The following is a 26240-nucleotide window of genomic DNA, read 5'->3' on the forward strand; positions in this document are numbered from 1 at the left end:
TTATTAATACAGTTAAAAAACAGATAGAAGATGAGTAAAAAAGTTGCTTTTTTACGAATACTCCGCCATTATAGAAACAGTTAGTATTTAGGAAGCGTTTTTTATTTAAATAGAAAACCAATAAGCTGATTTATCTATTTTTATCAAACAGTTTGATAAGGTGTACTATTTTTCATTGGAGGAACAGATGATTGAATTGATCAATGTAACTAAAAGCTATGAAGGCACGCAAGCGGTAAAGAATATTCATTTGACAATCGAACCAGGTGAGATCATCGGAATCGTTGGGAAAAGCGGTTCTGGTAAATCCACGTTACTTCGTTTGTTGAACTTAATGGAAGAACCTAGTAGTGGGGAAATCCTAATCGATAGTGTGGCCGTTCAAAAGTTGAACAAAAAAGAAAAAAGGCAGCAAAAACAAAAAATGGGGATGATTTTCCAAAACCATAATCTATTAGATAACTTAAAGGTTTATGAAAATGTAGAATTACCATTGAAGCTGCAAAAGAAAAAGAACCGTGAAAAAATCGATTATTTATTAAATTTTGTTGGGATGGCTCATAAAGCTGCTGTATATCCAGTAAAACTATCTGGCGGTGAAAAGCAACGAGTGTCGATTGCTCGGGCGTTGACACGTGATCCAGAAATTTTATTGTGTGACGAAGCCACCAGCTCACTAGATGAAGAAAATACGGAAAGTGTGATTCGTTTATTGCATAAAGTCCATGAAGAATTCCAGCCGACAATTTTCTTTGTTAGTCACGAATTAGAAACAGTGAAAAGCTTATGCCAACGAATTTTGGTCATGGAAAATGGCGAGTTGATTGGCGAGTTAAGAAATCACCCACAACGATTTACGGAAGAAAACTTGACGTATTTTGAAAAAATAAAAAGGAGCTTAGCGCAATGATTCATTCACAAAGCATGATGGAGTATTGGCCAGCCCTACTGACCAGTCTCGAAGAAACGGGCATCATGATGGCTATTTCGATGGGCGTGTGTGTGGTTGGCGGATTGCCACTAGGTTTAGGGTTGTTTTTGACGAATCCTAAAGTTCGAGGTCATTATCCTTGGATTTATTGGACTTTGAATTTTTTAGTCACAGTGATCCGCTCTTTTCCATATCTATTATTTGTGATTGCGTTGATCCCAGTAACTCGCGCGGTATTAGGCAAAGCCTTTGGTCCTATACCAGCTTCTGTACCACTTAGTATCATTGCGATCACCATCTTTGCCCGGCTAGTTGAACAGGTTTTGCTGGATGTTTCTGACGAAACTTATGCATTGGCCAATTCATTAGGGACGACTCGCTTTCAATATATCTGGCATTTTTTACTAGTAGAAGCGAGAAGTGGTTTAGTCTTGGCGTATACGACGACGACTGTCAGTATGGTTTCCTATTCGACTGTCATGGGAGTCATTGGCGGTGGCGGAATCGGTGATTTTGCTGTTCGTGTCGGTTATCAACGCTATGAATATGGGGTCATGTATGTCGCCATTGTGATCATGATCTTTTTAGTCTTTATTTTACAAATGCTGGGAAACTTTGTTGCTCAGACACTGGATAAACGAAAATAGGAGGAAGAAGAATGAAGAAGTTTTATTTGATTGGTTTCGCAATGATTGCGATCTTAACTTTAGCAGCTTGTGGAGGTCATTCAGCGGATAAAGACAAAAAGGAAATCAAAGTGGCTGTTCAGTTAGAGTCATCAAAAGATATTTTGGAGATTGCCAAAAAAGAAGCGGAGAAACAGGGTTACACCATTGATATTATGGAAGTAAGTGACAATGTGGCTTATAATGATGCCGTTCAACATGATGAAGCAGATGCCAATTTTGCACAGCATGAACCGTTTATGGCAATGTTCAATCAAGAAAAAAAAGCAGATTTAGTCGCCGTTCAACCCATTTATTATTTTGCGGGAGGCTTTTATTCCAAAAATTATAAGAATGCTGATCAATTGCCCAAAAATGCTAAAGTCGGTATTCCAAGCGATCCAACAAATGAAGGTCGAGCATTAGCGATCTTAAATAAAAATGGTGTTATCACATTAAAGGATAACATGGGGTTCAACGGTACAGTGGCGGATATCGTTGACAATCCTAAAAATCTTCAATTTGAACGAATCGATTTATTGAATCTAGTAAAAGCCTATGATGAAAAGGACATTGCGATGGTCTTTTGTTACCCTGCTTACTTAGAACCAGCGGGCTTATCGACCAAAGATGCGATTTTACTGGAAGATGAAGCTGCCAGCAAACATTACGCTTTGCAATTGGTAACGAGAGAAGGGGAAAAAGACAGCGAGAAAATCAATGTATTGAAAAAAGCAATGACGACGAAAGAAGTCGCTGAGTATATTAAGAAAAATTCGAAAGGCGCAAATATTCCAGCTTTTTAAAAGAACAAAGAAAGTGAGAAGAAATCAACAAAACGCCTGTTTTTATCGAACGAGTAGGGGTGCATTCGGCATCCTACTCGTTTTTTTGCTGTCATGAAAGACAAGAGTGAAGTTTCTTGGATGAACTCGTTCAAAGATCGCAATAGAAACAAGTGCCTGCTCCAGAAAAATCATCCGACATTTTCTGGAACGGGCACTTGTCATGTTAGCGAATTGCTTACTCATCGATGATGGTTAGATATGACAATGTTGACTAGATTAAATTGCATTACATCAGTTAGTCATCTGTTTCATCTTGTTGATCTTTTCTTCTTCCGGAGTAACAATGATCGTTTTTTGATTTTCATAGATCACATAGCCTGGTTTTGCGCCATTCGGTTTGCGCAAATGCTTGACTTGAACCAAGTCCACGGGTACTTGGGCGGAATGACGGTATTTTGAGAAATAAGCAGCTAATTCAGCGGCTTCAGTTATCGTTTCATCAGATGGCTGGTCACTTTTGATAATGACATGAGAGCCAGGAATATTTTTGGCGTGGAGCCAATAGTCTGTTTTCTTCGCCGTTTTTAAGGAAAGTTGATCATTTTGAAGATTGTTTTTCCCTACCAAGATCAACGTACCATCAGTAGAAAGATATTGATCTGGCTGTGAAGGTTTCTTGCGTTTTTGTTTTTTCGAAGATTTCTTTTTTAAATAACCTTCTGCTGTCAATTCTTCTTTGATCACTTCGATATCCATAGGACCAGCAATCTCTAACTGAGACAAGACAGATTCTAAATAATCGATCTCATTTTTGGCTTCTTCGATCTGTTTACCAATCAATTTGACAGCATTTTTTAGTTTTTGGTAGCGATGGAAATATTTTTGGGCATTTTGATTGGGCGTCAATGCTGGATCGAGCTTGATTGTGATCGGCCGATCTTCTTCATAATAATTCGGCAATGTCACTTCATTTGCGCCTCGAGGAACTTGAGCCATAAAAGTAGTCAATAGTTCGCCGTCTCGACGATAATCCTCGGCATTTTCCGAATCTTTTAAGGTCTGCTCCCGTTTTTTCAGTTTATTTTTGTTGCGTTTAAGTTCATTTTCGATCTTGCGGATGAGTTCGCCACCTTGTTGTTTGGCACGGTCTTTTTCTGCTTTTTCTTGATAAAACGCATCTAATAACGCACTGAGAGTCGGGTACATCTTTTTTTGTTGCGTATTTGAATCAAAGAAACGATAGTTGATCGGCGTAAAATATTCTTTCTCCGCTACTTCATAAAGGCTAGGGGAGCGTTGGGTGTCGATTGCTGTGAAGAATTCTTGCCATACCAACATTTTTTCATTGGGGCGTTCTGTTAAGCGAGCCACCAATTCTTGCGCAGTATCAAAACCGATTCCTTGAAATTGTTGTTGGATTCCTTTTGGTGTCAAGTCCATTTGAGAAAGCCGATGGAAGACTTTTTCTTTTTCCTGACTAAAGGGATTCAGCTGGTTTTGTTCAGGTGGAGCAATATAGTCTACACCAGGCAGAAGGGAACGATAAGTATTTTGTGAACTACCAATATGCTTGATCGCATCTAAGATTTTTCCTGATTCTTTATTCACTAAGATGATCGTGCTATGACGTCCCATGAGTTCCACAATCAAAATGATATTTTGGAGATCTCCTAGTTCGTCTCGTTTCGTGAAATGAAAGTGGATCACTCGGTCGTTTTCGATTTGTTCGATCGACTCCAAAATTGCCCCATCAAGATGCTTGCGTAACATCATCACAAAGTTCGGTGGTGTGTCTGGATTTTGATAGTCGATTTGAGTGATCTGGATTCGAGCATAACTAGGATGTGCAGATAAGAGCAAACGCTGATTTTTACCACGTGAGCGAATTACTAATACGACTTCATTTTCGTAAGGTTGGTGGATTTTAGAAATCCGACCAGATAATAGAGACTCACGCAATTCATTGATCATTGCATGAGTAAAGACACCATCAAAGGACATGGTTCATTCCTCATTTCTTTTCATAAGTAGTTTCATTATAACGAAAAAAACGTAGAAAGACCAATTTACTAGGTAGTTATCAACTGATTTGATCATAAAAAGATACTGGATTGAAAAATAATCGATATTCTTTAAATGTATTTTTTTCTATCTACCTCAAACTTAGGTATAATAAAAGAAAACGAAAAAGAAGGTGATCGCTATGTGGAAAGAGATAAGTGAGACCATCAAAGTCAAATACCATCATTTTTTGGCTGATTTCGATACGCATCCACAACGCTATTTTATGCGTTTATTGTTCGTATTCCTTGTTTCACTGGTCATTACGATCACGATGTTTGTCTTTCCTAAAAATATTAGAGAAGCACAGGTGGAGAGCTTAGTCTATGCAGAAATCAATTCTCCTAAGCTTAAACCTTTGAATATCAATGAAGCCTCGCAAACAATTGAAGAAAGTAAAGCTATTTCAGTTTTGTTCAGTGTGCCAAGTGGAGAAATGTATCAAGCATTAATGGACATTTTTCATGATCCAAAAAAAATGGCGGAATTGAATCGCCCTATTTATTTTTACCCATTGGTTTATCAGGTCAATGAATTAGAACAACGCTACGATTTAAAGCAAGAGCATTTGACGGTAATCTTTTTCCAAAATGGCAAAGAAACCAATCGCTTAGTTTATAACGCAAATCAGTTAAGTGATTTCCCTACGCAGCTGATTCCCGAATTAAATCGTTTGCCATTAGCGAATATCAAGAAATTAGAAGAAGAACTTGGGAAAGAAACGCAAACGACTTCGACTAATGCTCAACTGGGAACAGATCTTAATGCTGGAAATAAGACGGAATAAAAAAACAGTTGACGAACATGCTAAATTCGATTAGACTTAGATTAATTATTAAGGAAAGGGTGATCCACAATGAACTTATCAAACCAATTTTTAGCAGGAACAACTCAAGCTTGGCGTAACTGGCGTAGATAAGTTGTATTGATGGCGAACTTTGACCGTAGATACAACTTTTTAGAGTACAAATCTAAAATTTGTATCTATGCTGGACAAGAAATTTGACTACCGCATAGATTCGATCTATGCGGTTTTTTGTATGTAAGAAGACAATTACCGTTGGGGTGATTGTCTTTTTTTGTCAGTTCGTGTCAGAAACCAGACTTGAATAATGATGATTAAAGGAATGAGGGGGAAGAAAAATGAAAAATAAACGTTTGATCACAGTTGTTGCACTTATTATGCTTTACTTAGTAGGAACCTTTATTTATGAAAAAATAACGCCTGCTTCTACTGAATCGAAACCAAAAGAAACGGATCAAACTGTTTCCGTTGGGGTTTTGCAATATGTGAGCCATCCGGCATTAGATGAAATTTACCGTGGGATCAAAGACGGTCTCGAACAATCAGGGCTTGAGGAAGGAAAAAATTTAACGATCTCCTTTCAAAACGGGCAAGCAGATCAAAGTAAATTAGCCACTATGAGTCAACAATTAGTACAAGCTGACCCAGATGTCCTAGTAGGGATCGCTACTCCGGCTGCTCAGTCTTTAGCTAATGTAACGAATACGATCCCACTAGTCTTAGGTGCGGTCACAGATCCAGTTGGTGCCGGCTTAGTGAAGTCTTTAAAAGAACCAGGTGGAAACATCACAGGCGTATCTGATCAGCCTCCTGTTGAAGCGCAAATCAAGTTAGGCGCTGAATTGTTGCCGAATGCGAAGAAAGTCGGGATTTTATACGCTTCTTCAGAAGATAATTCAAAATACCAAGTAAGCCAAGCAGAAAAAGCGATTCAAAAAGCAGGTTTGACTTCAGTAAAATATGCTGTACCTTCTACGAATGAAATCGCCCAAACTGTCCAAGTGATGAGTCAACAAGTGGATTTCATCTATGTTCCTTTAGACAATACAATTGCTAATGCTATGCAGACAGTGGTAAAAGAAGCTGATAAAGCGAAGATCCCAGTGATCCCTTCAGTTGATTCAATGGTCGAACAAGGTGGCTTGGCAACGATCGGAATCAACCAATATGATTTAGGTGTCCAAAGTGGGAAAATGGCTGCGATGCTTGCACTAGGAAAAGAAAAACCAGCAACGACACCTGTTTACGTCTTTGATAAAGGCGATGTTATTATCAATGAAAAACAGGCGGAAAAATTAGGGATCACGATTCCTGATTCAATAAAGCAAGAAGCTAAAAATGTTTCAGAAGAACCGAAAGACGAGGGGGATGAACAATGATCGTATCAGCAATTTCGCAAGGGATGTTATGGGCAATCTTAGGATTAGGAATCTTTATGACTTATCGGATTTTGGATTTTCCTGATATGACGACTGAAGGATCATTTCCATTAGGTGGAGCAGTTTGTGTGACAGCTATCACTCATGGGATCTCACCAGTTTTAGCAACGCTGCTTGGCGTGGGTGCAGGCATGCTTGCCGGACTAGTTACGGGGCTGTTGTATACCAAAGGAAAGATCCCAGTGATTCTTGCCGGAATCTTAGTCATGTCTGGATTAAACTCGGTGATTTTATTCGTGATGCGCACACCAAATCTTTCTTTATTGAATCATTCGATTTTACAAGATACGTTCAATGGTCTTCATTTACCTGACTATTTTGATACCGTGTTACTTGGCTTGCTTGCATTAAGTCTCTTGATTGGTGTCTTATTGTTCTTTTTCAATACCGATTTAGGTCAAGGGTATATCGCGACAGGAGACAACGAAACGATGGCTCGTTCCTTAGGGATCAAAACAGACCGAATGAAAATCTTAGGACTGACTCTTTCAAATGGTGTCATTGCTTTATCAGGTGCATTGATTGCACAAAATGATGGGTATGCCGATGTCAATAAAGGAATTGGTGTCATCGTGATCGGGCTAGCTTCTATCATTATTGGAGAAGTGATTTTCCACGAATTAACGTTAGCAGAACGCTTGATTGCCATTGTCGTGGGAAGCATCATCTATCAATTATTGATCCTGATCGTCATTAAACTTGGGTTTGACACAACATATCTCAAACTCTTCTCCGCTATTATTTTAGCCATTTGTTTGATGATTCCTCAGTTAAAACAAGCATTGAAACTTAAAACCGGTTTTGAAAAGGAGGTTTGACCATGACAGCGATCATCACAATTAAAAATGGAAAAAAAGTCGTTAGCAATGGCATGAATGAAGAAAAAGTATTATTAGATGGAATTGATTTGACAATCAATAAAGGCGATTTTATTACGGTCCTTGGTGGAAATGGTGCGGGAAAAAGTACGCTGTTCAACACGATCGCAGGAACATTGCAATTAAGTCAAGGGTCGATCGCTTTTAAAGAGCGGAATATCACGAAAGAAACAGAAGAAAAACGGGCTTCTTTTCTTTCTCGGGTGTTCCAAGATCCTAAGATGGGCACAGCTCCAAGGATGACAGTAGCAGAGAACTTGCTTTTGGCTCAAAAAAGAGGAAAGAAAAGACCCCTTCGTCTCCGTAACCTAAAGAACCAAAGAGAAACATTTTATCAATTGTGTCAAGAAGTTGGAAATGGGTTGGAGCAGCATCTAGATACGCCAGCTGGGGAATTATCAGGAGGGCAACGCCAAGCATTGAGTTTGTTGATGGCGACCATTGAAGCGCCTGAGTTGCTGCTATTAGATGAACATACAGCAGCGCTCGATCCTAAAACTGCCAAATCATTGATGCAATTAACCAATCGCAGGATTACTGAACAACACTTGACGTGCTTGATGATCACCCACCGGATGGAAGATGCCTTGAATTATGGGAATCGTCTGATCGTTTTACAAAAAGGACGGATCGTGAAAGATTTGTCTAAAGAAGAAAAAGAGCAATTGTCACTAGCGGATCTATTACAATTTTTTGAAGAAGTGTTAGATTAGTTTTTGATTACTGACTGCTTTTCCTTCTACTTTGTGCCTAGTATGCCTATAGTACATTGATTTGTTTTAAATGAATGAGAAAGAGGCCCCGCTTGTTTGACAATCATGTTGACAAGTTTCTCATACCTCCTTTAAACTTAGAAAGACTCGTCAATCATAGACATAAGAAAAAGCACAAGAAACAGAACTAAACAATCGACCATCTGATGTCTCGTGTCATGTTTACGAGGATTGGATGGTTGTTTTATTTTTTAAGGAGGAAAAAGATGATCTCTGGTAAAACAAAACTCACAGGCTTTTTTGCAAAGCCTGCTTCTCATAGTCTTTCACCGCTCATGCACAATCTGGCATTTTCACATTGGGGTATTGATGCCGTTTATCTGGCTTTTGAGGTAGATCAAACGAACCTAAGACAAGCCGTTAAGAGTATCCGCACATTAGATATGTTGGGTGTAAATGTTTCAATGCCGAATAAAACGGCTGTCTTGGCATACCTTGATCAGTTAAGCCCTGAAGCGGAATTGATCGGAGCGGTCAACACGATCGTTCACCAGGAGCAACGTTTGATTGGCTACAATACAGATGGTATGGGATTTGTACGTTCCGTCAACGAAACGGGGCATCCAATCAAAAATCAAAAAATCGTTGTTCTGGGAGCAGGTGGTGCAGCAAAAGCAATTGTCGTACAAATGGCACTAGAAGGCGCACAAGAAATCACGATCTACAAACGTTTGAATGCCACTTTTTTACCACTAAAAGAGTATTTTGCGAAAGTCTCTGAGAAAACAGGTTGTCCCATCCGATTACATGATTATGCGGACGAAAGTCAACTGGCATTAGATTTAAGTCAGGCGAATCTATTGATCAACGCAACTGATATCGGAATGGGAAGCAAGAAAGACCAATTACCGATTGCTGATGTAAAGTTGTTGCATTCGCAATTAGCCGTTTTTGACTTGATCTACTCCCCTAGTGAGACACGATTAATCCAAGAAGCCAAAAAAATGGGAATCAAAGCCTATAATGGTTTAGGTATGTTGATTCATCAAGGAGCAATTGCTTTTGAACTGTGGACACATCGAGAAATGCCAGTCCAGAACATACGAGAACGATTAGAACAAGAAGTGTGACGAGCTTTACGTGTAATGGCTTGTCTCATTTCGTTATTTTTTATTAAATTGTGGTTCAAATAGCTGTTTTTATCACGAAGATAGCGTATCCTTTATTTACTTGTACAGATAGCAGGGAGGAAACAAAATGAGTCGGATGGATCGTTATAAGAACATCCATAAAAAAGCAAAACCACTAAAAAAAGAATCAACCGGTTTTTTTAGACGTGAACGTCAAAAGGACAAAGCGTTGAATGATTCAAGAGATGAAGCTACTCGGATCTATCAACCTGATCAGGATTCTTCTTATTCTTCCAAAGAAGGACAAGCTAATGACTATCAAACCCCTTATTCCTATGCAAAAGCAGGAAACAAAAAAGGATTTAATCAAACGAAGAAAAGCTTTTTTAAGAGGAAGAAAGAGCCAAAAGAAGTTCGTCCAAAAAAGAAACGTTCGTGGGGGAAAATCATCCTAGGCATTATCCTATGTTTATTCTTATTTTCAGTCATTTCCTTTTTTGTCGGGAAATCCATGGCAGAACATGATACCAGTTTGCCGAGTGTTACAACGGAATCATTTGATGGTGTACAGTCTTCGAGTGGCGCACATAATATTTTGATATTAGGTAGTGACACGAGAGGTGAGGATGCTGGTCGTGCAGATACGATCATGGTGTTACAGTTAGATGGACCTGCTCATAAACCAAAATTGATCTCATTCATGCGTGATAGTTTTGTAGCAATTCCAGGAGTTGGTCAAAACAAGATCAATGCAGCTTATGCTTATGGCGGTGCTGATCTGGTCCGTCAAACCATCAAAGAAAATTTTGGACTTGATTGCCAGTATTACGCAAAAGTCGATTTTAAATCGTTTGAAAAAGTGGTCGATGCATTGTTTATGAATGGTATCAAGATCGATGCAGAGAAAGATTTGAATCTGGATGGTGTCGATATCAAAAAAGGTGTCCAAAAAATGGATGGTCATACACTTTTACAGTATGCACGTTTTAGAAAAGACGAAGAAGGCGATTTTGGTCGAGTAAGACGGCAACAACAAGTCATGAATACGATTTTTAGTCAGCTAAAAAATCCCCTAAACTTGATTCGTGCCCCTTACGCTGCCGGAAAAGCCATTGGTTATACCTCAACGGATGTTTCATCATTGTTTATTATCAAAAATCTTTTGTCGATTGCTCGAGGTGTCGGTGGTGTGGATCGTTTAAGCGTGCCTGTTGAAGGTTCATGGAACTTCGGAAACAGCAGTTATGCCGGAAGTATTTTGGTGATCGACAACAACGCGAATCGCGCAGCAATCAGTGATTTTTTAAGTAAATAAATGGAAGAAAAGAAATAGGAAGTTACTCTCTGTAATCATCTATTTCACTTCGTTTAGGTAAAAGTCCTCCATTTTTAATAGGTGGACGATTCAACACTTTGGATTTTCACCAATTGTAAAAGCTAAGTTCATAAAACGACTGTTAGACAAGGGTCTTCAGTCGTTTTTTCTTTTGAAAAAATAGTTTTTGGGTTGTCATATGCGAATGTTTGTTCCATAATAAAGAAGTCTGTTCTAAGACTGAGAATCATGGAGGGGATAAAATGAAAACTGTTATACTGGCTGAAAAACCTTCCCAAGCAAAAGCTTATGCTGAAACATTTAAGAAACGAATACGTCACGAAGGGTATTATGAGATCGTTGATCCGTTGTTTAGTGGGGAAGTAACGATTACTTATGGATTCGGTCACTTAGTGGACATGGTCCCTCCTGGTGCATATGAAGAACGCTGGAGCAAATGGTCCTTAGCTAACTTACCAATTTTCCCAGAAACCTTCCGCTATGAAGTGCCGAAAGAAAAACAAGCACAATTTTCAATCGTCAAAAAGGAATTACAATCAGCAGATACGATCATTATTGCGACAGATGGAGACCGTGAAGGAGAAGCCATTGCTTGGTCGATTATCATTCAAGCACAAGCCTTCACCAAAAGCAAAAAGTATCAACGTTTGTGGATCAATTCGCTGGAAAAAGAGGCGATTTATGAAGGCTTTAAAAACCTTCGTCCAGGCGAGAGCTATTTTCCTAAATATAAAGAAGCGAAAGCTAGACAGAATGCGGATTGGTTGATCGGGATGAACGGGAGCCCCTTATACAGTCTCTTACTGCAACAAAAAGGGATCGATGGCAGCTTTTCTTTAGGACGTGTCCAAACGCCAACCCTATATATGATCTATCAGTTACAAGAAACGATTAAAAACTTCAAAAAAGAGCCATACTATGAAGTAGAAGCGACGATCAGTTGCGATGATGGACGGTTTACAGGGAAAATCGATCCCAAGCAGAATTTTAAAACCCTCGAAGCGCTACATCAAGTAATTGAAAAATCAGGCGCGCATTTAGGGAAGCAATCAGGACAGATCTTATCGGTCATTAAAAAAGAAAAACAACTAAGTAGTCCACGTTTATTTTCTTTATCTAGTCTCCAGACAAAAATGAACCAATTGATGAAGGCGAGTGCCAAAGCGACATTAGATGCTGCCCAAGGGCTCTACGAAAAGAAATTTTTAAGCTATCCTCGGACAGATTCTACTTACATTACTGAAAATGAACATCACTACTTGGTGAAAAACTTAGTACGTTATAAAGATTTTTTAGGGATCAGCAGCGTAGAGACTCCTGAAACATGGTCGAAAAAAAGATATGTTGATGCGACAAAAGTCCAAGAACACCATGCAATTATTCCAACAAAAACGATTCCTTCCAAGGAACGTTTTGCGCAATTATCACGTCTGCAACAAGCCATCTATTTACAAGTAGCGAAAACGACTATGGCAATGTTTGCCGAAAATTATGTATATGAAGAAACAATAATTTATACTGGTGTCCAAGAACTTCGCTTAAAAAGTACAGGGAAAATCCCAATCAAAAAAGGGTGGCAAATGATCTTAGCAACCAAAAGCAAGCAGAAAGAAGTCCAAGTATTACCAGATGTGGTAAAAGGTCAGGTGGTCGGCGTTGATCTGAAAAGTATTCAAAAAGAAACCCAACCACCAAAACCATACAACGAGGGAACACTAATCACTGCGATGAAAACGGCAGGGAAAACATTGGATGATGAAGAAGCACAGGAAATCTTAAAAGAAGTTGAGGGAATCGGAACAGAAGCGACTCGAGCCAATATTATTGAAAATCTAAAGCAACGTCACTATATCGAGGTCACTAAAAATGAAATCACTGTTACGGCTAAAGGAATCACTCTTTGTAAAGCGGTCGCTCAAGAACCTTTGTTGACTAGTGCGGAAATGACTGCTCAGTGGGAAGGATACCTCAAAAAGATCGGTAACAATGAGGGCACACCCGAAGTCTTTTTAGCAAATATCAAAAAATTCATCCTTCATTTACTCGAATCCGTGCCAAAACAGCTTACTTCAGTCGATTTATCTGAAGAAATCACTGGAACGCGCCAAATCAAAGCGCTGGAGAAGAAAAATGATCAACTAGGCAGATGTCCAAAGTGTAAACAAGGGATCGTCATGTTGTATCCAAAAGTAGCAACTTGTACCAATGCTTCCTGTGATTTTAAACTTTGGCCAACGATTGCAAAGAAGAAGCTGACGAAAACGATGATGCGGGAATTATTGTCTAAAGGTAAGACTAGTAAAGTAGTTAAAGGGTTGACTGGCAAAAAAGGGAAGTTTGATGCGGTACTAGAACTAAAAGCAGATTATTCGATCGGTTTTTCTTTTCCGTGGATGGAAAAATCAGGAGAAAAAAATAAAGAAGAAAAATAATTATTCCGAAAAGTGTTGGTTTATTTATCCAAAAATAACATACGATTTATAAATAAGGAGTTTAAGCGTTTGAAAAAAGTTCATTCATTGTTAAATTATTTGATGGGAACGATCACGATCGTTGCTGTTTATCAAGCATTATTAAAATATCCAGAATATGGTACGAAATTATTGTCTATCACGAAAGACCCTACGGCTTACTCACCTACACTGCTACTATCAACACTAACAGCTGGAGCGAAAAGTGCCACATACTTTTTACACAAAACAAGTAGTCTGTTGAAACGAAAGAAACAACGTAAGCAATTACTGATGGTCATCGCAGCACTAGTAATCATTTACTTTCTACCCGTATTGACACAATTATGGCATCAGTATTTTGGTTGATTACCGGAAATAAACCACATTCACAGCTATAATAGAGCTTGATGATTCACTTTGAAATTTCTTTATCATAAAAGTATCATGATAAATTAGTAAAATATATAACTAAAGATCTTAGAACACATTTGTGTTTTAAGATCTTTTTCTATTGGAAATGCTAGGTTAAGTCCGTTTATTATCAAAGAATTAAGCTCACTTACTTATAACATCAATGAATATGTCTGTTCTTGATTTGTTAGTGATTATAAGATTTGAACATTAGATGTTTAAGAATGAAAATTGTCGTTTTAGGCAAGTTAACAGCTAAAGCTCGCAGAAGTGGGTACGACAATTCATAAAAAATTAGAGAATAACAAGTTATTTCTTGTGGTGCTTTTTATTTCTATTTATGGAAATTAATGGATTATTTCTCACTAATAATAATTATAAAATAAAAGGGCATTAAAAAATCTTTTGTTTCAACAAAATCTTATATGCCAGATATTTAATAAGGTTAAGAACTAAACAAATGATCATTTTTTATGCAAAAAATAACATAAATAGGAAGGTGCAATCATTATGCCGGAAACAAATAATCAAATCGAGGGTTCAACGTTAACGAATGATCAGGAGCTGTATAAACATCTTAATTTTTCTGAAGAAGAAATCGAAACAGATCAACAACAAAAAATAGGTGAACGTATTGATGTGAATGATCATATATTGTTGGATGGTATGATTTCAAACCATCAAAATGAGTTCTCTAAATTGCCCGATGATATAAAAATACCAAGCGAAAAAATACGTAATATTCATGATGATAATCCAATGAATAAACTACTATGCTTACACAAAGGCAAACTCTATTATATTGAAAATTTGGACCCACAAAAAGGAGAAAAAAAAGCTTATGTAATTGCTGAAGAAGTATGGTATGGAGATAAACGATTGTTCCAAGCGAGCATTCAGCATAACATCAACCAAACCTTAATTAATTTTACTAAGATGACAAAAAATAAGAAAAATGGTACTCGCACGTTACTTGCTAGTCCAAGTTTAGTGTACAATATTATCAAGAATAATGAAATTTTCGAAAATGCAAAAGAAACTCAGGGGATAGCTCGTACAGTAGCACAACCAGATCCAACATATATTGGTGAGCGTCTTAAGATAGGGACCCCTGAATATGGCACTAGGGATCCGGAAATGAAAGTTCAATTAATGTTGCATGAAGATAAGCTCTATCAAATTGACCGCCAAAATAAACAGTCAAAAGTACTCGCAGATAAAGTAGAATATCGAGATGGAATAATCTTTAAGAGAAATGACCAAGGGCTAAGAATGGTGCTATTCAGCCGTAATAATCTTAAAGAGTCTCACAATATAGGTTTGATAAAATCATTTTTTACTAAAGAAAAAAGAGAAAAAACTCAAACGACGTATGTAAGCGCCGATACCCTAGAGAACATCAATCAGCGATTACAATATTTTAAAAATATGGAAAAGAAGGATCAGATAGAAAGTAAACCTTGGCCTGAGGTGGATGTCGATAGCATATCATCGTTAAAGAAGTTAACAATAGTAAAAGATCCAAACCTTCACAACGATAAAGACCCAATCTATTACGATTACGACAAACGTGCTCTTTATAAGTTAGAGATTAACGATCGCGGGAAAGTCCAAAAAGCTTATTTGCTTACTAATAAACACCTTGATAAACAACTTCATAAAAGCCATCTTGCATTAAACGATATCAATAAAAATATAAAATTGAATTTATTTCCTGTACCAAAGTTGTTTTCCGGATTGGCGTGGACACAAAAAGGGGAAGTAGAAAAGAAAGTGGCGTATTTTATTGAATTACAAAAAACGATTACTCATGAAAATAGAAACAAAGATGTATATACACTTTTGTTGAAAGATACCAATTTGTATTTAGTTGATCATAGATCAAAAGTGGCTATAAAGGTTGCCGCTAATGTCAATTTTGAAGATGGTAAGATCAAATCAGATAATAAAATACTCTTATCCAACTTATCGCCTAATGAAAATATGAAATGGCCTATATCTTCATACAAAGCTTCTAAAATTTATGAAATAGCAAAAATAAACCAATCGAGGAACATTCCTCAACTAAGTAATAATGTAGTAGAGTTGCAAAAACGCTCAAAAGAAAAAAGCCAAACTCAAAGAGAACTCCTGAATCAGAATCAGAAGATGGACACTCGTTCATGCGTTTCAATCGGAGAAAGACCTGGAACATCTAGGTAATTATTGAAATTTATTGAAGGATTATTTCTTGCAGATATTAAACAAATGATCCTTTTAGAAAAACAATAAATAGAAAGGTGTGATCTCTATGATAGAAAATAGCATGAGCAAAGAGGAACTATATAATCATCTGAATTTTTCTAAGGACCAAATCGCAGAAGACCAAAACAAAGAGCCATATGAAAATATTGTGGTGAACGAGCATGTATTTTTGGTTGATATAATTTCAACCTATAGAAATAAATTTTCCCAATTGCCCAATAAGGTAAAATTACCAAGCAAAACAATAGATAATATTCACCAAGGTGATCCAATGGATAAACTATTATGTTTATACCAAGGGAAACTTTATTTCATAGAAAATTTGGACCCACAAAAAGGAGAAAAAAAAGCTTATGTAATTGCTGAAGATGTAGAGTATATAAATGGTGAATTGACGCAAGGAAGTAAAGAAAAGAATAGCTACCAAAATTTAATTGGACCTGTAGAAATGGAGAATAATCCCTCAAAGGACGCTCAATCGTTATTTGTTCATTCACGCGTAGTATACGATATTATCAAAAAGGATAACGAATACAAAAAAGCAAAAATAGCCGAGAGAGCAGCACGTACAATAACAGAACCAGATGCAACTTACATTGGTGAAAATCTCAAGATAGGAATCCCGCAGCGTACGTCATCCGATCTTAGTGTAAATGTTCAATTAATGGTACATAAAGGCAAACTTTATCAATTGGACACTGAGAGCAGCAAGTCGAAACTCCTCGCAGATAACATAGAAGAGAAAGAAGGGGTATATTACAAAAGAAATAGTCAAGGTTTGAGAGTTGATCTGTTCTCGCCTTCCAATGTGACAACGGTTGATACAAATAATTTCATTCAAAGACGTTGGACTCGGGAGGGTAAAAATAGAGATAGAACGGCAACGATGTACGTCGATTCACTTACTTTAAAAGAGATTAATCAGCGACTAAATGGGTTTAAAATGATGGAAGATAGACAACAGATAAAGAGTAAACCATGGATTAAGGTGGATGTTAGAGCATTTTCATCATTATCAATACCAAAAAATCAAAGTCACAATAAACAGAAAGATCTATTTTATTATAAAGTAGGGACCATGTGGGATAAACTATATAAATTAGAGACTGAATCTCAAGATGGTAAGAATGTGAAAATCATAAACGCTTATTTGCTTGCTGATAAGGATCTCTATAATTCACCAAATGCAAAACATATTGCAGTCCAAGACTGGGAAACAAATGTAAAAATAAATTTATTCCTTAAATCAAAGATGTCAAACGGATTTATATGGATAGATAAAGGAGAAGTTGAAAAGAACATCAATTATTTGAATGAGGCCAAGAAACATTTTCCTAGAAATCGTTCTCCTAGAGATTTACATAAACCCCGAGAGCATGAAAACAGAAATGTAAATTCGTGTACACTTTTGTTGAATAAGACCAATTTATATTTAGTTAGTCATAAAGGAAAAAAGGCTATCCTGATTACTGATAATGCACATTTTCAAGACGGCAAGCTCAAATTAGGGGATAAAGTAATTGCAGACAAATTACCAAAGACGTCTAATAAAGATGCCATGATATGGAGTCTCTCTGCTGAGAATGCCACGAAATTCTTAGACATAGCGAATATAAACAACTTCGTTCAAGGTAGAAATTTGATTGATTTGACAACACCCGCAAAAGCATCACACGAACTTGGCACTAGTCACATCATTCAAGGTAGTAAGTCGTTAGAAGATTTGACAGGGTACACACAACCATTACCCGAACCAAGTACTAGTAACATCGCTCAAGGTAGAAATTCGTTAAGTAATTTGATTGATTTGACAACACACGCAAAAGCATCACCCGAACCTGGCACTAGTCACATCATTCAAGATAGTAAGTCGTTAGAAGATTTGACAAAGTACAAACAACTATTACCCGAACCAAGTACTAGTAACATTGCTCAAGATAGAAATTCATTAAGCAATTTGATTGATTTGACAACATCGGCAAAAGCATCACCCAAACTTAATAGAAATACTCAAAGCAACACTCTTGGACACACTCAAAAGCGTCCTGCACCGCAACCTCCTCAAAAAGGTAGTAATGAAGACCCATCTAGATAAAATGATCATAGCATTCGGATTTATTGAATAAGAAGAACGAGTGATTTTTATTTGCTTTACTAGTTATGTGGTAGCCTTAAAGTGGGGAACATTAGTACAAAAAATTTTATTTCCATTATTATTTAATTTTTGCTATTTTTATGCTGAGCTATTTACTAGAAAATAGAATATTCTAACCGTGTTTAAGGACATCAAAGGCAGTAGTAGCTACTATCTTTGATGTTTTTTTATTAGTTTTTTTATAGAATGATTCAACGAATGATCGTTCAAAAATATGTGATTACGTCTTGTATGTAGGTAAATAGACTATCTTCAGATAACAAAATTAGAATCACCGACCTTTTTGTTTTGTCATTTTGAAATAAAAGTTTTATTTAAGCTGAAGTGTAGATATAGAATGGAAAGCGGATAAAAGCTGTTTGTTTCAGTAATTACTTGAAAAACGCAAAGAAAACTAGTACGACTGTAAATAAATGAACTTTTATACAAGGCCATAAAAGGAGAGGAAATATGACGATGAAGAAAAGCGACAAACTATCACCAGAGGAACGATATTTATCTCTGGCATTTTCTGCTGATCAAATCCAAGAACATAAACATTTAACACAGGAGAACGGGTTAAGATTTCATCAACAATTTGAGCAGAGAGACGAGAACGACTTTCATGAACAACTACACATGAAACTGCCCAAAAAATCGAAAAATACTGAGAAAAATCAGTTATTATATTATGATCATAATGAGGAGAAGCTTTATAAGATCATTTCAAGCCAGGAAATTGTTAATAAAAAAAAGTCCTACTTAAATTGTCATGGAAAATTGATTACGAGTAACGTTAAATTTAGTGACGGTTCAAGAAAACTAGTCATAGACAATAAACAACAGAATCAAGAAACAACCTTAATTAAATTTGGACTGGACGAACTGTTTAATAGAAAAAAATCACGGTTTATATGGGTGACAACAGAAAAAGAAAACGAACTAATAAATATAGTTGGTTCTTTAAACAATAAAGACCAGGAACATCACCAAAATGATGGAGAGGTACAATATACTGATCACTCAAAACGTAAACTTCAGGAATGGCTGAGTAAAAATGAACCGGTAGTATATTATCCATTAGATGCTAAAAACAAGAGCGGTTATGACAAAGACGAGCCATTACTATATTTTGGGAACAATAACCTATATAAGGTTGATCATGAAAAGGGGCGGGCGACCCTAATTGCTGAAGGAGTGCAGGAAATTAATCGAAGTTTTGTATGGAACGATGTGGCACTTCTAAAAAATTTACCGAAAGAATGTGGGGAAAATCAAGCCGTAAGAGTCGATGAAAAATGTTTAGAATCGATTCGAAAAGTAGTTGATATAGTTAAAAGAAAACAAGTTTTGGAAAATAAACCAGAAAACAATCTTACACAAGGCTCTTTAGCTGCTAAAGCTACTAAGGCAAGAAATGCACAAACATCTCCTAGTTTGACTTTGACATCAGAAAATTATACTAATATAGACAGATAAAAAACTAATGTTCCTTGATTATAGTATTTCTTTAAAGATTAAGTTGAATTGTTGCGTAATAATGATGTAATTGGATTCTTAAAACAACGTGAATTATTATCATAAATCAAAGGCATATTTAACAGTCTATAACCCCATATAATCGTTCTTACATTTTTAAGGTATATTAAATCAACTGATAAAACACTACTTTCTAGGATACATCTATCAATCATTGCTCTAACAAAATATGGATAGATAAATTCACATCAAAATTTATGTTTGGTGTGAATGATTTCTAGATAGCTTTAATTCTAAATGGTTTATGCATGCGTATATATATATAACTGATTAGTTGAACAAGAAAAGAATCGTTTTTATACTATCTGGTAAAAAGAAATAGAATAAATAGCAAGAAGAGAGGGTTTGCGGATTTTTAAAGGAAGGAGATAAAAATTTTATATTTTAGTTTACATAATATATATTATACAAAGTAGATTCAAAGTGAATTAAACCCCTATCAAACCGAAATCAAACTAAAAAGATAAAAAAATGACTCATTTGAACCGCTGCAAAATTTTAAAATTATTTTGTATTATAAAATATCAATTAAATCGTGTTTGACAAGATTTAAACACGATTTAATTTTTTATCTGTCTATAAAGTCCATATCCATAATTTACAAAATTAGAAACAAAAACTCCACAATATTCACATGTGGCATTCTCTACAATAAAACAATCATAATCTGGACAACACTTTTTTGATCTTTCCACAAAGAGATACATTTTTCCATACTACAATCACAATCTTTACATTTCAATTTCATACAAGTCACTCCTTACTAACGATCAGATCAACAGCACTCTTATAATTCTCGATCATTTGTTTGTGTTGTTTTGTCATGCGTTTACGTCCGTTAGCAATCAAACCAGCGACATAACAACCTGAATCATTACAACACTCGTCTAAGACCGCTAATGACACCGATACTTGTTTTTCTACCCAGTTTTTAGTTCTATAAAGCGTCATTAGGAATTTCAATGAGAGATTTCTTTGATTTTGAACTGTACAATGAAGAATTATTAAACAAAATCCATCTGACAACTTTAATTTAGAGAATAAATCTAATTTGACAGTTTTACCGAAGAAATAATAAAAAGAGTAAAAGAAAAAATAAAGAAAGAGCAACTAGACATACAGATTAGTCGCTCTTTCTTTATTTTTTATTGTTTATGTATGAATTCTATCTTTCTACGAAAGAACCTTCTGATTTTTCTTTGGAAGGGTTTTTATTGATTACTTTATCCTGTTTGTTTTCGGAAAGTTTCTCGACTTTCCTCATAGCTCTGATTTCGTCAAACTTTTTTGATTGATTTCGCATTTTTTCAATGTTATCGTCATGATCAGGTTGTATTGGACCAGGTCCATTTATCCAAACACGTTGCGTTTCATTGAATAGAGAAAAAAGTTTTACCCACGCTTTATTTTCTTTAGACAATTCTTTTTTTGAGTTTGAGTTATCTTGGTAAGACAGTCCTGCTAGTGCTATTTTAAGAGCGTCTTTATATTGAATTTTTTTTTGAGAAGATAATATTTCTGAAACATCTGATCCTGCTTCTTTAATAAAGTTTTCGTAATTTTCTTTTCGATCTCTAAGAAACAGGCCTTTAAAGTTATCTTTATTTAAATTTTTGTGCATTTCGTTCATTTCCTGAAGCAACATTTTTAAACGTTTACTATGTTGGTCGTCTCCAAGCGTTTCTATCTTGTTTAAGACATCTAAGTTTGTTTTTTTATTTCTAGAAAAAATATTGCTTGATACTATTGGACGATTCCCACCATTTTGTTGCAAAAATTGATTTATACGATCTTCGATATCTTGTTCGTTAACAGGATTTGCAGTTTGAGATTCTTGTTCGCTAACAGGATTTGTAGGTTGTAATTCTTTCATTTTTTTCTTCCTTTATTTTTATTTGTAATTTTAAATAAGAAAAACCAATAATGGGGTTTCTTGTTTTCCCCTGAATTAGAAAAATTAACATAAAATTAAATCCCTGCCGATCTAAATGAAACAAAAAATGTATCGTATTTCTGATATAGCATTTCTCTATTATACACTGTAGGGATCAGTGCACCACTATTATACAAGTAGCGAGTCACTAAAAATTGATTACATTGTATACATTATGCCAAGTAGATCCTTAACATAATAAAAATTCACTCTGTTGTTCGTCCACATTCTGCCTTTTTTTAGAATCATTTTCATCTATAATTTTTTCATATTCGTTTTTTCCAGAAACATATCCACCGTCTGCTCTATGTAATATCCCCTCATATAAAATCAAAGATACATGATCAACGTGATACAGAATCCGGCCCACGCCCTTCAAGTGCGTTTGGTTGATTCATACGGCGCTGATGACGTTTAAATTTAAATCATCTTCTTAAATTTTTACATTATTTTTTCAATTGTTTATCTCATCAACCGACCATGCAGGTTATCTATTGATATTAGATCCAGTAGTTTTATCAATATTGTGTCTTGTCTCGGGCGTGACATTTGTAATAATGCCTGCTCGTCCATTCAAATGATACAGAGATTTATTTATCATAACGGACTGAGAATTCCCGCTGCTCAAGATATTGTCAGTCTCTAAAACATTTGCTAAATTTTGTACACTCTTTCTTTCCGCTGACTTGCGGATAAGTTCATTTAAAAAAGATTTGTAATGGCTGTTAGTTTGGGGATTAGGTTGTGTTTTTTCAGAGTATCTTTCTGTGGTGCCCCATCCAGTATTTTCATCCATGTCTAACTTATTCTTTTTAAGGGACTCCCCTATATTATTTACCGGTTTCTGTTTAACTTTTCCTTCAGGCAAGCCTGCTAGCTCTGCATCTATCATCTTCGATTGATCTTTGGCTAAAGTATTTTTCTGCCCATCAGATATGCTTCTTAACTCCTGAGTATTCTGCTTTTCCATATACTATCTCCTTTCATTCATTTATTTATTTAGTAATTTTACCAGTCATCTTTTATTCTTTTAAAGCTGATTCTGCTCTAAATCAATCACCTCCTTCATTTTTTTCTTGTTGTTTCAAAGCATTTCCCAAAAAATTTACCTAATATGCTACCATTTTATTACAATTCACTTTCTACTAAAGAACTATTTTTTCTAAAAAAAAATTAAAAAGGAAAACGAGCAAAACGCTCATTCTCCTTTTTATTTTCATTCAATTATCTCACGGTGTTTAATACGTTTCTTAATTCATTGACAGATTTTTTAAACATTTGTACTTCTTCTGGTGTAATTGATAATTCGATAACTTCTCTTACACCCTTCTCTTCTATATATTATGCTAAGTAGTTTCTTTTTTTCTTATTTATGTATGAAGTCTATCTTCCAGCTCTAGGTGGTCTATCCATATTAGGGGTAGAACGCGGCAATGGAGCAGGTGGTTTTGGGACTCCCATAGCGCTATCTTTTATTTGTTCAAACGCCCGAGGTGGTAAAGTTGGAGCTGGCTTCATATTTCGAAGTAAACTACTTCGAAATGGCGAAGGTGGAACTGGCTCCATATCCTGATGTAGTTAAGCAGGTACTCCTTGTTTGGACTGTGCATTTTTCTTTTTTATTGTTGGATCTTCTGTATAGATATTTTCTCTTGGCATTAAATTTCTTCCTTTCCTTTTATGTCTTGAATTATAATCGAAAAAAAACGATAAGGAGATGTTAGTTCTTTTGTACAATTCTCTGCTATAAACCTGAGTAGTTATTTTTTGATTATGCAGTAAATCTATCTTACATGGGACCTATTACTATTATTCAAATCATTTGAAGAAGAAATAGTATTTTGATTTATATTACTCGTTTTATCTTTTAGATCTTTAAAAGTACACTGTGCAGGAGTATTTTTTTTACTTTTCTGTACATTTTTAATAGTACGTGGTAACGGAATAGGCTTTTCGCTTTGAGGAATTTTAGTGCCTAAAAAAGTGCCCCATCCAGTATTTTCATTCACCCCAAGCAGCCTTCCTGCGGAGTTCTCAACAATAATTAGTTTACTATAACGTGGTGCTGGAATAGGATGTCCAGATAAATGTGACGACTAAATTTTGTTCACTCTTTTTTTCCGCTGCCTTGCGGATAAGTTCATTAAAAAAAGATTTGTAATTGCTGTTAGTTTGAGGATTAGGTTGTGTTTTTTCAAATTGTATCTCTAATGAATCATTGTCATTTTTTGTTGACTTACTAATTCGTTCATGTTGGCGATCATTTTGTGAATCGTCAGAACTTAAAGTGGTGCCCCATCCAGTATCTTCATCAATGTCAAAATTATTCTTTTTAAGGGACTCTCCTTTATTATTTAGAGGCTGAGACTGATCTTCTTGTTTCTCCGAAGAGCTTAATTGAGACTGAATGATAGTTGAATAAATAGTTGTTTCCGGTTTCTGTTTGAATTTTCCTTCAGGCAAGCCTACCAGCTCTGCATATATCATCTCCGATTGATCTTTGTCAAAAGTATTTTGTTGTCTATCAGATACGGTTTGCTCTGTATGTATAGAGTGAATATCTTGTTGAACTGCAGATTCTTCTAATCCGCTTCTTGACTCCTGAGTATTCTGCTTTTCCATATACTATCTCCTTTCATTTATTTAGTAATTTTACCAGTCATCTTTTATTCTTTTTAAGCTGATTATGCTCTAAATCAATTACCTCTTTCATTTTTTTATTGTTGTTTCAAATGCATTTCCCAAAAACGTTACCTAATATGCTACCATTTTATTACAATTCACTTTCTCCTAGAGAATTATTTTTTCTAAAACAAAAATAAAAAGGACAACGAGCAAAACGCTCATTCTCCTTTTTATTTTCATTCAATTATCTCACGGTGTTTAATACGTTTCTTAATTCATTGACAGATTGTTTAAACATTTGTTCTTCTTCTGGTGTAATTGATAATTCAATAACTTCTCTTACACCCTTTTCATCAACGATGGATGGAACACCTGTAAAGATATCTTTCACTCCATATTGACCAGATAAATAAGCAGAAACTGGTAATACAGCTTGTTCATTGTTTAATACAGCCTTGACAATTCGTGCTGTACTCATACCAATTCCATAATAAGTCGCTTTTTTTCGATCGATGATTTCATAGGCAGCATTTTTAACTTTATCAGCAATGATATCTAAGTCTTTTTCGTCGATTCGATGATCTTTTTCGACAAATTCCATGATTGGTTTTCCGCCAACTGTTGTATGGGACCAAGCTGCTACTTCAGAATCGCCGTGTTCACCTAAAATATAGCCGTGAACGCTACGAGGATCGACAGAAAGTTTCAAGGCAATTTCTTTTCTAAAACGAGTTGTATCTAATGTTGTTCCTGTTCCGATTACTCGAGAAGAAGGTAACCCTGATTCTTTCCACGCAATGCAAGTCAAAATATCTACTGGATTAGAAGCAACAACTAATATTCCGTTGAATCCTGCTCCCATGATTTGTCGAACAATATCCTTCATAATTCCAGCATTTGTTTTCACTAAATCTAAACGAGTTTGTCCTGGTTTTTGGTTGATACCTGCTGTGATTACTACTAGATCGGCATCGCTGCATTCGCTATAATCACCTGACCAAACAGCAACATTCTCTTCGCCCCATGCCATACCATCTAAAAGGTCTAAAGCTTCCCCTTCCGCTTTTTCTTGGTTGACATCGATCAAGACTAATTCATTCGCAATTCCTTGATTGATCATGGCATAAGCAATACTTGTTCCCACAAAGCCTGTTCCAACGATCACTACTTTTCTACTGGTTTTTCTCATGTTGATACACGCTCCTTTTCATCTCATATGTTATTTTCATGAAAATTATAGTTCTGATAGAAACATTTTTCAATATAATGATATTTATAGTTACTATAATATTTTTTTATAGTTATAACAAAAAAACAGATTATTAGTAAACTAACAATCTGTTCAAAGTAAAATAAGATCTATTTCATTCGTTTATATTGGCTTTGCTTAGAAGCACCTTTTGAAGATCCGCTTTTATTTGCAGGCTTATCGGACATTTTTTTACTTAATAACAACATCAAAATAACAAATAGAACGGCTCCACCTAAGAACAAATACATATAATCTGATAAATAAGTCGTGAATAGACTTATGAAATCGGTTTGTCCAAGCACACTCGAATTGATTAACTGTAACCCAAAATTTTCCATATATTACCTCCTAATGTTTAGCTGAGAAAAAATTATTCTCATAAATAAAGCATAATACAAAGAAGGTAAGCGCAGACACCATTTTTTTCTAAAATCGGAAAAATAGTTTTTGGATAAAAAAAGACAGCGTAAAAGCTGTCTTTTTTTATCCAAAAACTATTTTTTAGTATCTTTTTTAGATGTCAATTCTTCAAATTTTTCTTTTACTTCTTCCGCTAATTTTTCCACTTCTTTTTCAAAAGCATTCGGTTTCTTTGGTTCTTCCTCTTCAACCGAATTAGAACCAGATAAAGCGACATCTTTGGCTTCGCCAGAGTTTGTGCCAGATAACGATTCTTGTTTGTTTTCTGTTTCACCAGAATTTGTTCCTGCTAATGCTACTTCATCATCGGTTTTAGGCGCCATCGAACCTCTTAAACGTTTGCCTTTTTCGCCGTTATAATTTGTCATGAGAATTCCTCCTTACAGTTATTTATTTTATAGTACATAAGAACAAAATAACTGTCAAAATATGAGGTGTCCTCCCCATCATATTTTAATGGTTTTGTTTTTTTGTTTTTCATCA

At 35.7% G+C, this 26240-nt stretch carries 23 protein-coding genes and 1 pseudogene; 14 read left to right on the plus strand and 10 right to left on the minus strand.

From position 1 onward, the window contains the following. Positions 1-187 precede the first annotated feature (187 nt). The 3 genes from IGJ32_RS06210 to IGJ32_RS06220 are packed head-to-tail and all read left to right on the plus strand — an operon-like array spanning position 188 to position 2402. On the plus strand, positions 188-910 hold the full coding sequence (locus IGJ32_RS06210) for an ATP-binding cassette domain-containing protein (protein ID WP_081129050.1): 723 nt from the start codon (positions 188-190) through the stop codon (positions 908-910). Next, positions 907-1578, plus strand: a complete 672-nt coding sequence (locus IGJ32_RS06215; RefSeq protein WP_094940265.1) for a methionine ABC transporter permease — start codon at positions 907-909, stop codon at positions 1576-1578. Before IGJ32_RS06210 ends, IGJ32_RS06215 begins: the two co-directional genes overlap by 4 nt. Before the next feature lie 11 nt (positions 1579-1589). Further along, complete coding sequence (locus IGJ32_RS06220) at positions 1590-2402, plus strand: MetQ/NlpA family ABC transporter substrate-binding protein (protein WP_342081705.1); 813 nt, start codon at positions 1590-1592, stop codon at positions 2400-2402. 273 nt (positions 2403-2675) lie between these two features. On the opposite strand, the gene efbA is transcribed toward IGJ32_RS06220, so the two are convergent. Continuing rightward, positions 2676-4385, minus strand: a complete 1710-nt coding sequence (gene efbA / locus IGJ32_RS06225) for a fibronectin-binding protein EfbA (RefSeq protein ID WP_342081706.1) — start codon at positions 4383-4385, stop codon at positions 2676-2678. Between the two features lie 202 nt (positions 4386-4587). Between efbA and IGJ32_RS06230 the strand changes: the two genes are divergently transcribed. The 11 genes from IGJ32_RS06230 (at position 4588) to IGJ32_RS06280 (ending at position 19467) form a co-directional block, all read left to right on the plus strand. Continuing rightward, positions 4588-5232, plus strand: coding sequence for a hypothetical protein (locus IGJ32_RS06230; RefSeq protein WP_053766045.1), 645 nt, complete (start codon positions 4588-4590; stop codon positions 5230-5232). A 356-nt stretch (positions 5233-5588) separates the two neighbouring features. Further along, entirely contained in the window at positions 5589-6629 is a 1041-nt protein-coding gene (gene trpX / locus IGJ32_RS06235; RefSeq protein WP_034697916.1) for a tryptophan ABC transporter substrate-binding protein, read from the plus strand. Next, positions 6626-7507, plus strand: coding sequence for an ABC transporter permease (locus IGJ32_RS06240; RefSeq protein ID WP_010737553.1), 882 nt, complete (start codon positions 6626-6628; stop codon positions 7505-7507). Before trpX ends, IGJ32_RS06240 begins: the two co-directional genes overlap by 4 nt. A 2-nt stretch (positions 7508-7509) precedes the next feature. Beyond that, positions 7510-8280, plus strand: a complete 771-nt coding sequence (locus tag IGJ32_RS06245) for an ABC transporter ATP-binding protein (protein ID WP_034697918.1) — start codon at positions 7510-7512, stop codon at positions 8278-8280. Between the two features lie 266 nt (positions 8281-8546). Continuing rightward, positions 8547-9410, plus strand: a complete 864-nt coding sequence (locus tag IGJ32_RS06250) for a shikimate dehydrogenase (protein WP_081129059.1) — start codon at positions 8547-8549, stop codon at positions 9408-9410. A 127-nt stretch (positions 9411-9537) separates the two neighbouring features. Then, positions 9538-10725: an LCP family protein gene (locus tag IGJ32_RS06255; RefSeq protein WP_342081707.1), complete on the plus strand. Its 1188-nt coding sequence runs from the start codon at positions 9538-9540 to the stop codon at positions 10723-10725. A gap of 263 nt (positions 10726-10988) precedes the next feature. Beyond that, on the plus strand, positions 10989-13178 hold the full coding sequence (gene topB, locus IGJ32_RS06260; protein WP_342081708.1) for a type IA DNA topoisomerase: 2190 nt from the start codon (positions 10989-10991) through the stop codon (positions 13176-13178). Positions 13179-13280: 102 nt separating this feature from the next. Then, complete coding sequence (locus IGJ32_RS06265) at positions 13281-13565, plus strand: hypothetical protein (RefSeq protein ID WP_174270245.1); 285 nt, start codon at positions 13281-13283, stop codon at positions 13563-13565. Positions 13566-14120: 555 nt separating this feature from the next. Then, positions 14121-15812, plus strand: coding sequence for a hypothetical protein (locus tag IGJ32_RS06270; protein ID WP_342081709.1), 1692 nt, complete (start codon positions 14121-14123; stop codon positions 15810-15812). An 88-nt stretch (positions 15813-15900) separates the two neighbouring features. Beyond that, positions 15901-17949 carry a hypothetical protein gene (locus IGJ32_RS06275; protein WP_197725831.1) on the plus strand — a complete coding sequence of 683 codons (2049 nt, stop codon included), beginning with the start codon at positions 15901-15903 and terminating at the stop codon, positions 17947-17949. Positions 17950-18459: 510 nt separating this feature from the next. Then, positions 18460-19467, plus strand: coding sequence for a hypothetical protein (locus IGJ32_RS06280; RefSeq protein WP_342081710.1), 1008 nt, complete (start codon positions 18460-18462; stop codon positions 19465-19467). A gap of 813 nt (positions 19468-20280) precedes the next feature. Here the strand turns inward: IGJ32_RS06280 and IGJ32_RS06285 are convergent. The 9 genes and pseudogenes from IGJ32_RS06285 to IGJ32_RS06325 all read right to left on the minus strand — a co-directional run bounded on the left by IGJ32_RS06285 (position 20281) and on the right by IGJ32_RS06325 (position 26125). After that, complete coding sequence (locus tag IGJ32_RS06285) at positions 20281-20478, minus strand: hypothetical protein (protein WP_123874784.1); 198 nt, start codon at positions 20476-20478, stop codon at positions 20281-20283. Positions 20479-20692: 214 nt separating this feature from the next. Further along, positions 20693-21400 carry a hypothetical protein gene (locus tag IGJ32_RS06290; RefSeq protein WP_207427930.1) on the minus strand — a complete coding sequence of 236 codons (708 nt, stop codon included), beginning with the start codon at positions 21398-21400 and terminating at the stop codon, positions 20693-20695. Between the two features lie 547 nt (positions 21401-21947). Beyond that, complete coding sequence (locus IGJ32_RS06295; RefSeq protein ID WP_342081712.1) at positions 21948-22430, minus strand: hypothetical protein; 483 nt, start codon at positions 22428-22430, stop codon at positions 21948-21950. A gap of 254 nt (positions 22431-22684) precedes the next feature. Next, positions 22685-22798: pseudogene (ldh, locus tag IGJ32_RS06300) on the minus strand (L-lactate dehydrogenase); the annotation flags it as partial. Between the two features lie 446 nt (positions 22799-23244). Further along, a complete protein-coding gene (locus tag IGJ32_RS06305) occupies positions 23245-23469 on the minus strand; it encodes a hypothetical protein (protein ID WP_342081713.1) in 225 nt (74 codons plus the stop codon). 43 nt (positions 23470-23512) lie between these two features. Next, positions 23513-24082: a hypothetical protein gene (locus tag IGJ32_RS06310; protein WP_342081714.1), complete on the minus strand. Its 570-nt coding sequence runs from the start codon at positions 24080-24082 to the stop codon at positions 23513-23515. 247 nt (positions 24083-24329) lie between these two features. Beyond that, positions 24330-25274: an L-lactate dehydrogenase gene (locus tag IGJ32_RS06315; RefSeq protein ID WP_010719177.1), complete on the minus strand. Its 945-nt coding sequence runs from the start codon at positions 25272-25274 to the stop codon at positions 24330-24332. 170 nt (positions 25275-25444) lie between these two features. Continuing rightward, positions 25445-25675, minus strand: coding sequence for a hypothetical protein (locus tag IGJ32_RS06320; protein WP_010719176.1), 231 nt, complete (start codon positions 25673-25675; stop codon positions 25445-25447). 156 nt (positions 25676-25831) lie between these two features. Beyond that, on the minus strand, positions 25832-26125 hold the full coding sequence (locus tag IGJ32_RS06325; protein WP_034697939.1) for a hypothetical protein: 294 nt from the start codon (positions 26123-26125) through the stop codon (positions 25832-25834). Positions 26126-26240 lie beyond the last annotated feature (115 nt).

Source organism: Enterococcus sp. DIV1639a, assembly GCF_050530445.1.
GTDB lineage: Bacteria > Bacillota > Bacilli > Lactobacillales > Enterococcaceae > Enterococcus_B > Enterococcus_B hirae.

Coding starts and splice junctions, on each gene's coding strand:
- IGJ32_RS06210 (WP_081129050.1), top strand. CDS start 188: ATGATTGAATTGATCAATGTAACTAAAAGCTATGAAGGCACGCAAGCG.
- IGJ32_RS06215 (WP_094940265.1), top strand. CDS start 907: ATGATTCATTCACAAAGCATGATGGAGTATTGGCCAGCCCTACTGACC.
- IGJ32_RS06220 (WP_342081705.1), top strand. CDS start 1,590: ATGAAGAAGTTTTATTTGATTGGTTTCGCAATGATTGCGATCTTAACT.
- efbA (WP_342081706.1), bottom strand. CDS start 4,385: ATGTCCTTTGATGGTGTCTTTACTCATGCAATGATCAATGAATTGCGT.
- IGJ32_RS06230 (WP_053766045.1), top strand. CDS start 4,588: ATGTGGAAAGAGATAAGTGAGACCATCAAAGTCAAATACCATCATTTT.
- trpX (WP_034697916.1), top strand. CDS start 5,589: ATGAAAAATAAACGTTTGATCACAGTTGTTGCACTTATTATGCTTTAC.
- IGJ32_RS06240 (WP_010737553.1), top strand. CDS start 6,626: ATGATCGTATCAGCAATTTCGCAAGGGATGTTATGGGCAATCTTAGGA.
- IGJ32_RS06245 (WP_034697918.1), top strand. CDS start 7,510: ATGACAGCGATCATCACAATTAAAAATGGAAAAAAAGTCGTTAGCAAT.
- IGJ32_RS06250 (WP_081129059.1), top strand. CDS start 8,547: ATGATCTCTGGTAAAACAAAACTCACAGGCTTTTTTGCAAAGCCTGCT.
- IGJ32_RS06255 (WP_342081707.1), top strand. CDS start 9,538: ATGAGTCGGATGGATCGTTATAAGAACATCCATAAAAAAGCAAAACCA.
- topB (WP_342081708.1), top strand. CDS start 10,989: ATGAAAACTGTTATACTGGCTGAAAAACCTTCCCAAGCAAAAGCTTAT.
- IGJ32_RS06265 (WP_174270245.1), top strand. CDS start 13,281: ATGGGAACGATCACGATCGTTGCTGTTTATCAAGCATTATTAAAATAT.
- IGJ32_RS06270 (WP_342081709.1), top strand. CDS start 14,121: ATGCCGGAAACAAATAATCAAATCGAGGGTTCAACGTTAACGAATGAT.
- IGJ32_RS06275 (WP_197725831.1), top strand. CDS start 15,901: ATGATAGAAAATAGCATGAGCAAAGAGGAACTATATAATCATCTGAAT.
- IGJ32_RS06280 (WP_342081710.1), top strand. CDS start 18,460: ATGACGATGAAGAAAAGCGACAAACTATCACCAGAGGAACGATATTTA.
- IGJ32_RS06285 (WP_123874784.1), bottom strand. CDS start 20,478: ATGACGCTTTATAGAACTAAAAACTGGGTAGAAAAACAAGTATCGGTG.
- IGJ32_RS06290 (WP_207427930.1), bottom strand. CDS start 21,400: ATGAAAGAATTACAACCTACAAATCCTGTTAGCGAACAAGAATCTCAA.
- IGJ32_RS06295 (WP_342081712.1), bottom strand. CDS start 22,430: ATGGAAAAGCAGAATACTCAGGAGTTAAGAAGCATATCTGATGGGCAG.
- IGJ32_RS06310 (WP_342081714.1), bottom strand. CDS start 24,082: ATGGAAAAGCAGAATACTCAGGAGTCAAGAAGCGGATTAGAAGAATCT.
- IGJ32_RS06315 (WP_010719177.1), bottom strand. CDS start 25,274: ATGAGAAAAACCAGTAGAAAAGTAGTGATCGTTGGAACAGGCTTTGTG.
- IGJ32_RS06320 (WP_010719176.1), bottom strand. CDS start 25,675: ATGGAAAATTTTGGGTTACAGTTAATCAATTCGAGTGTGCTTGGACAA.
- IGJ32_RS06325 (WP_034697939.1), bottom strand. CDS start 26,125: ATGACAAATTATAACGGCGAAAAAGGCAAACGTTTAAGAGGTTCGATG.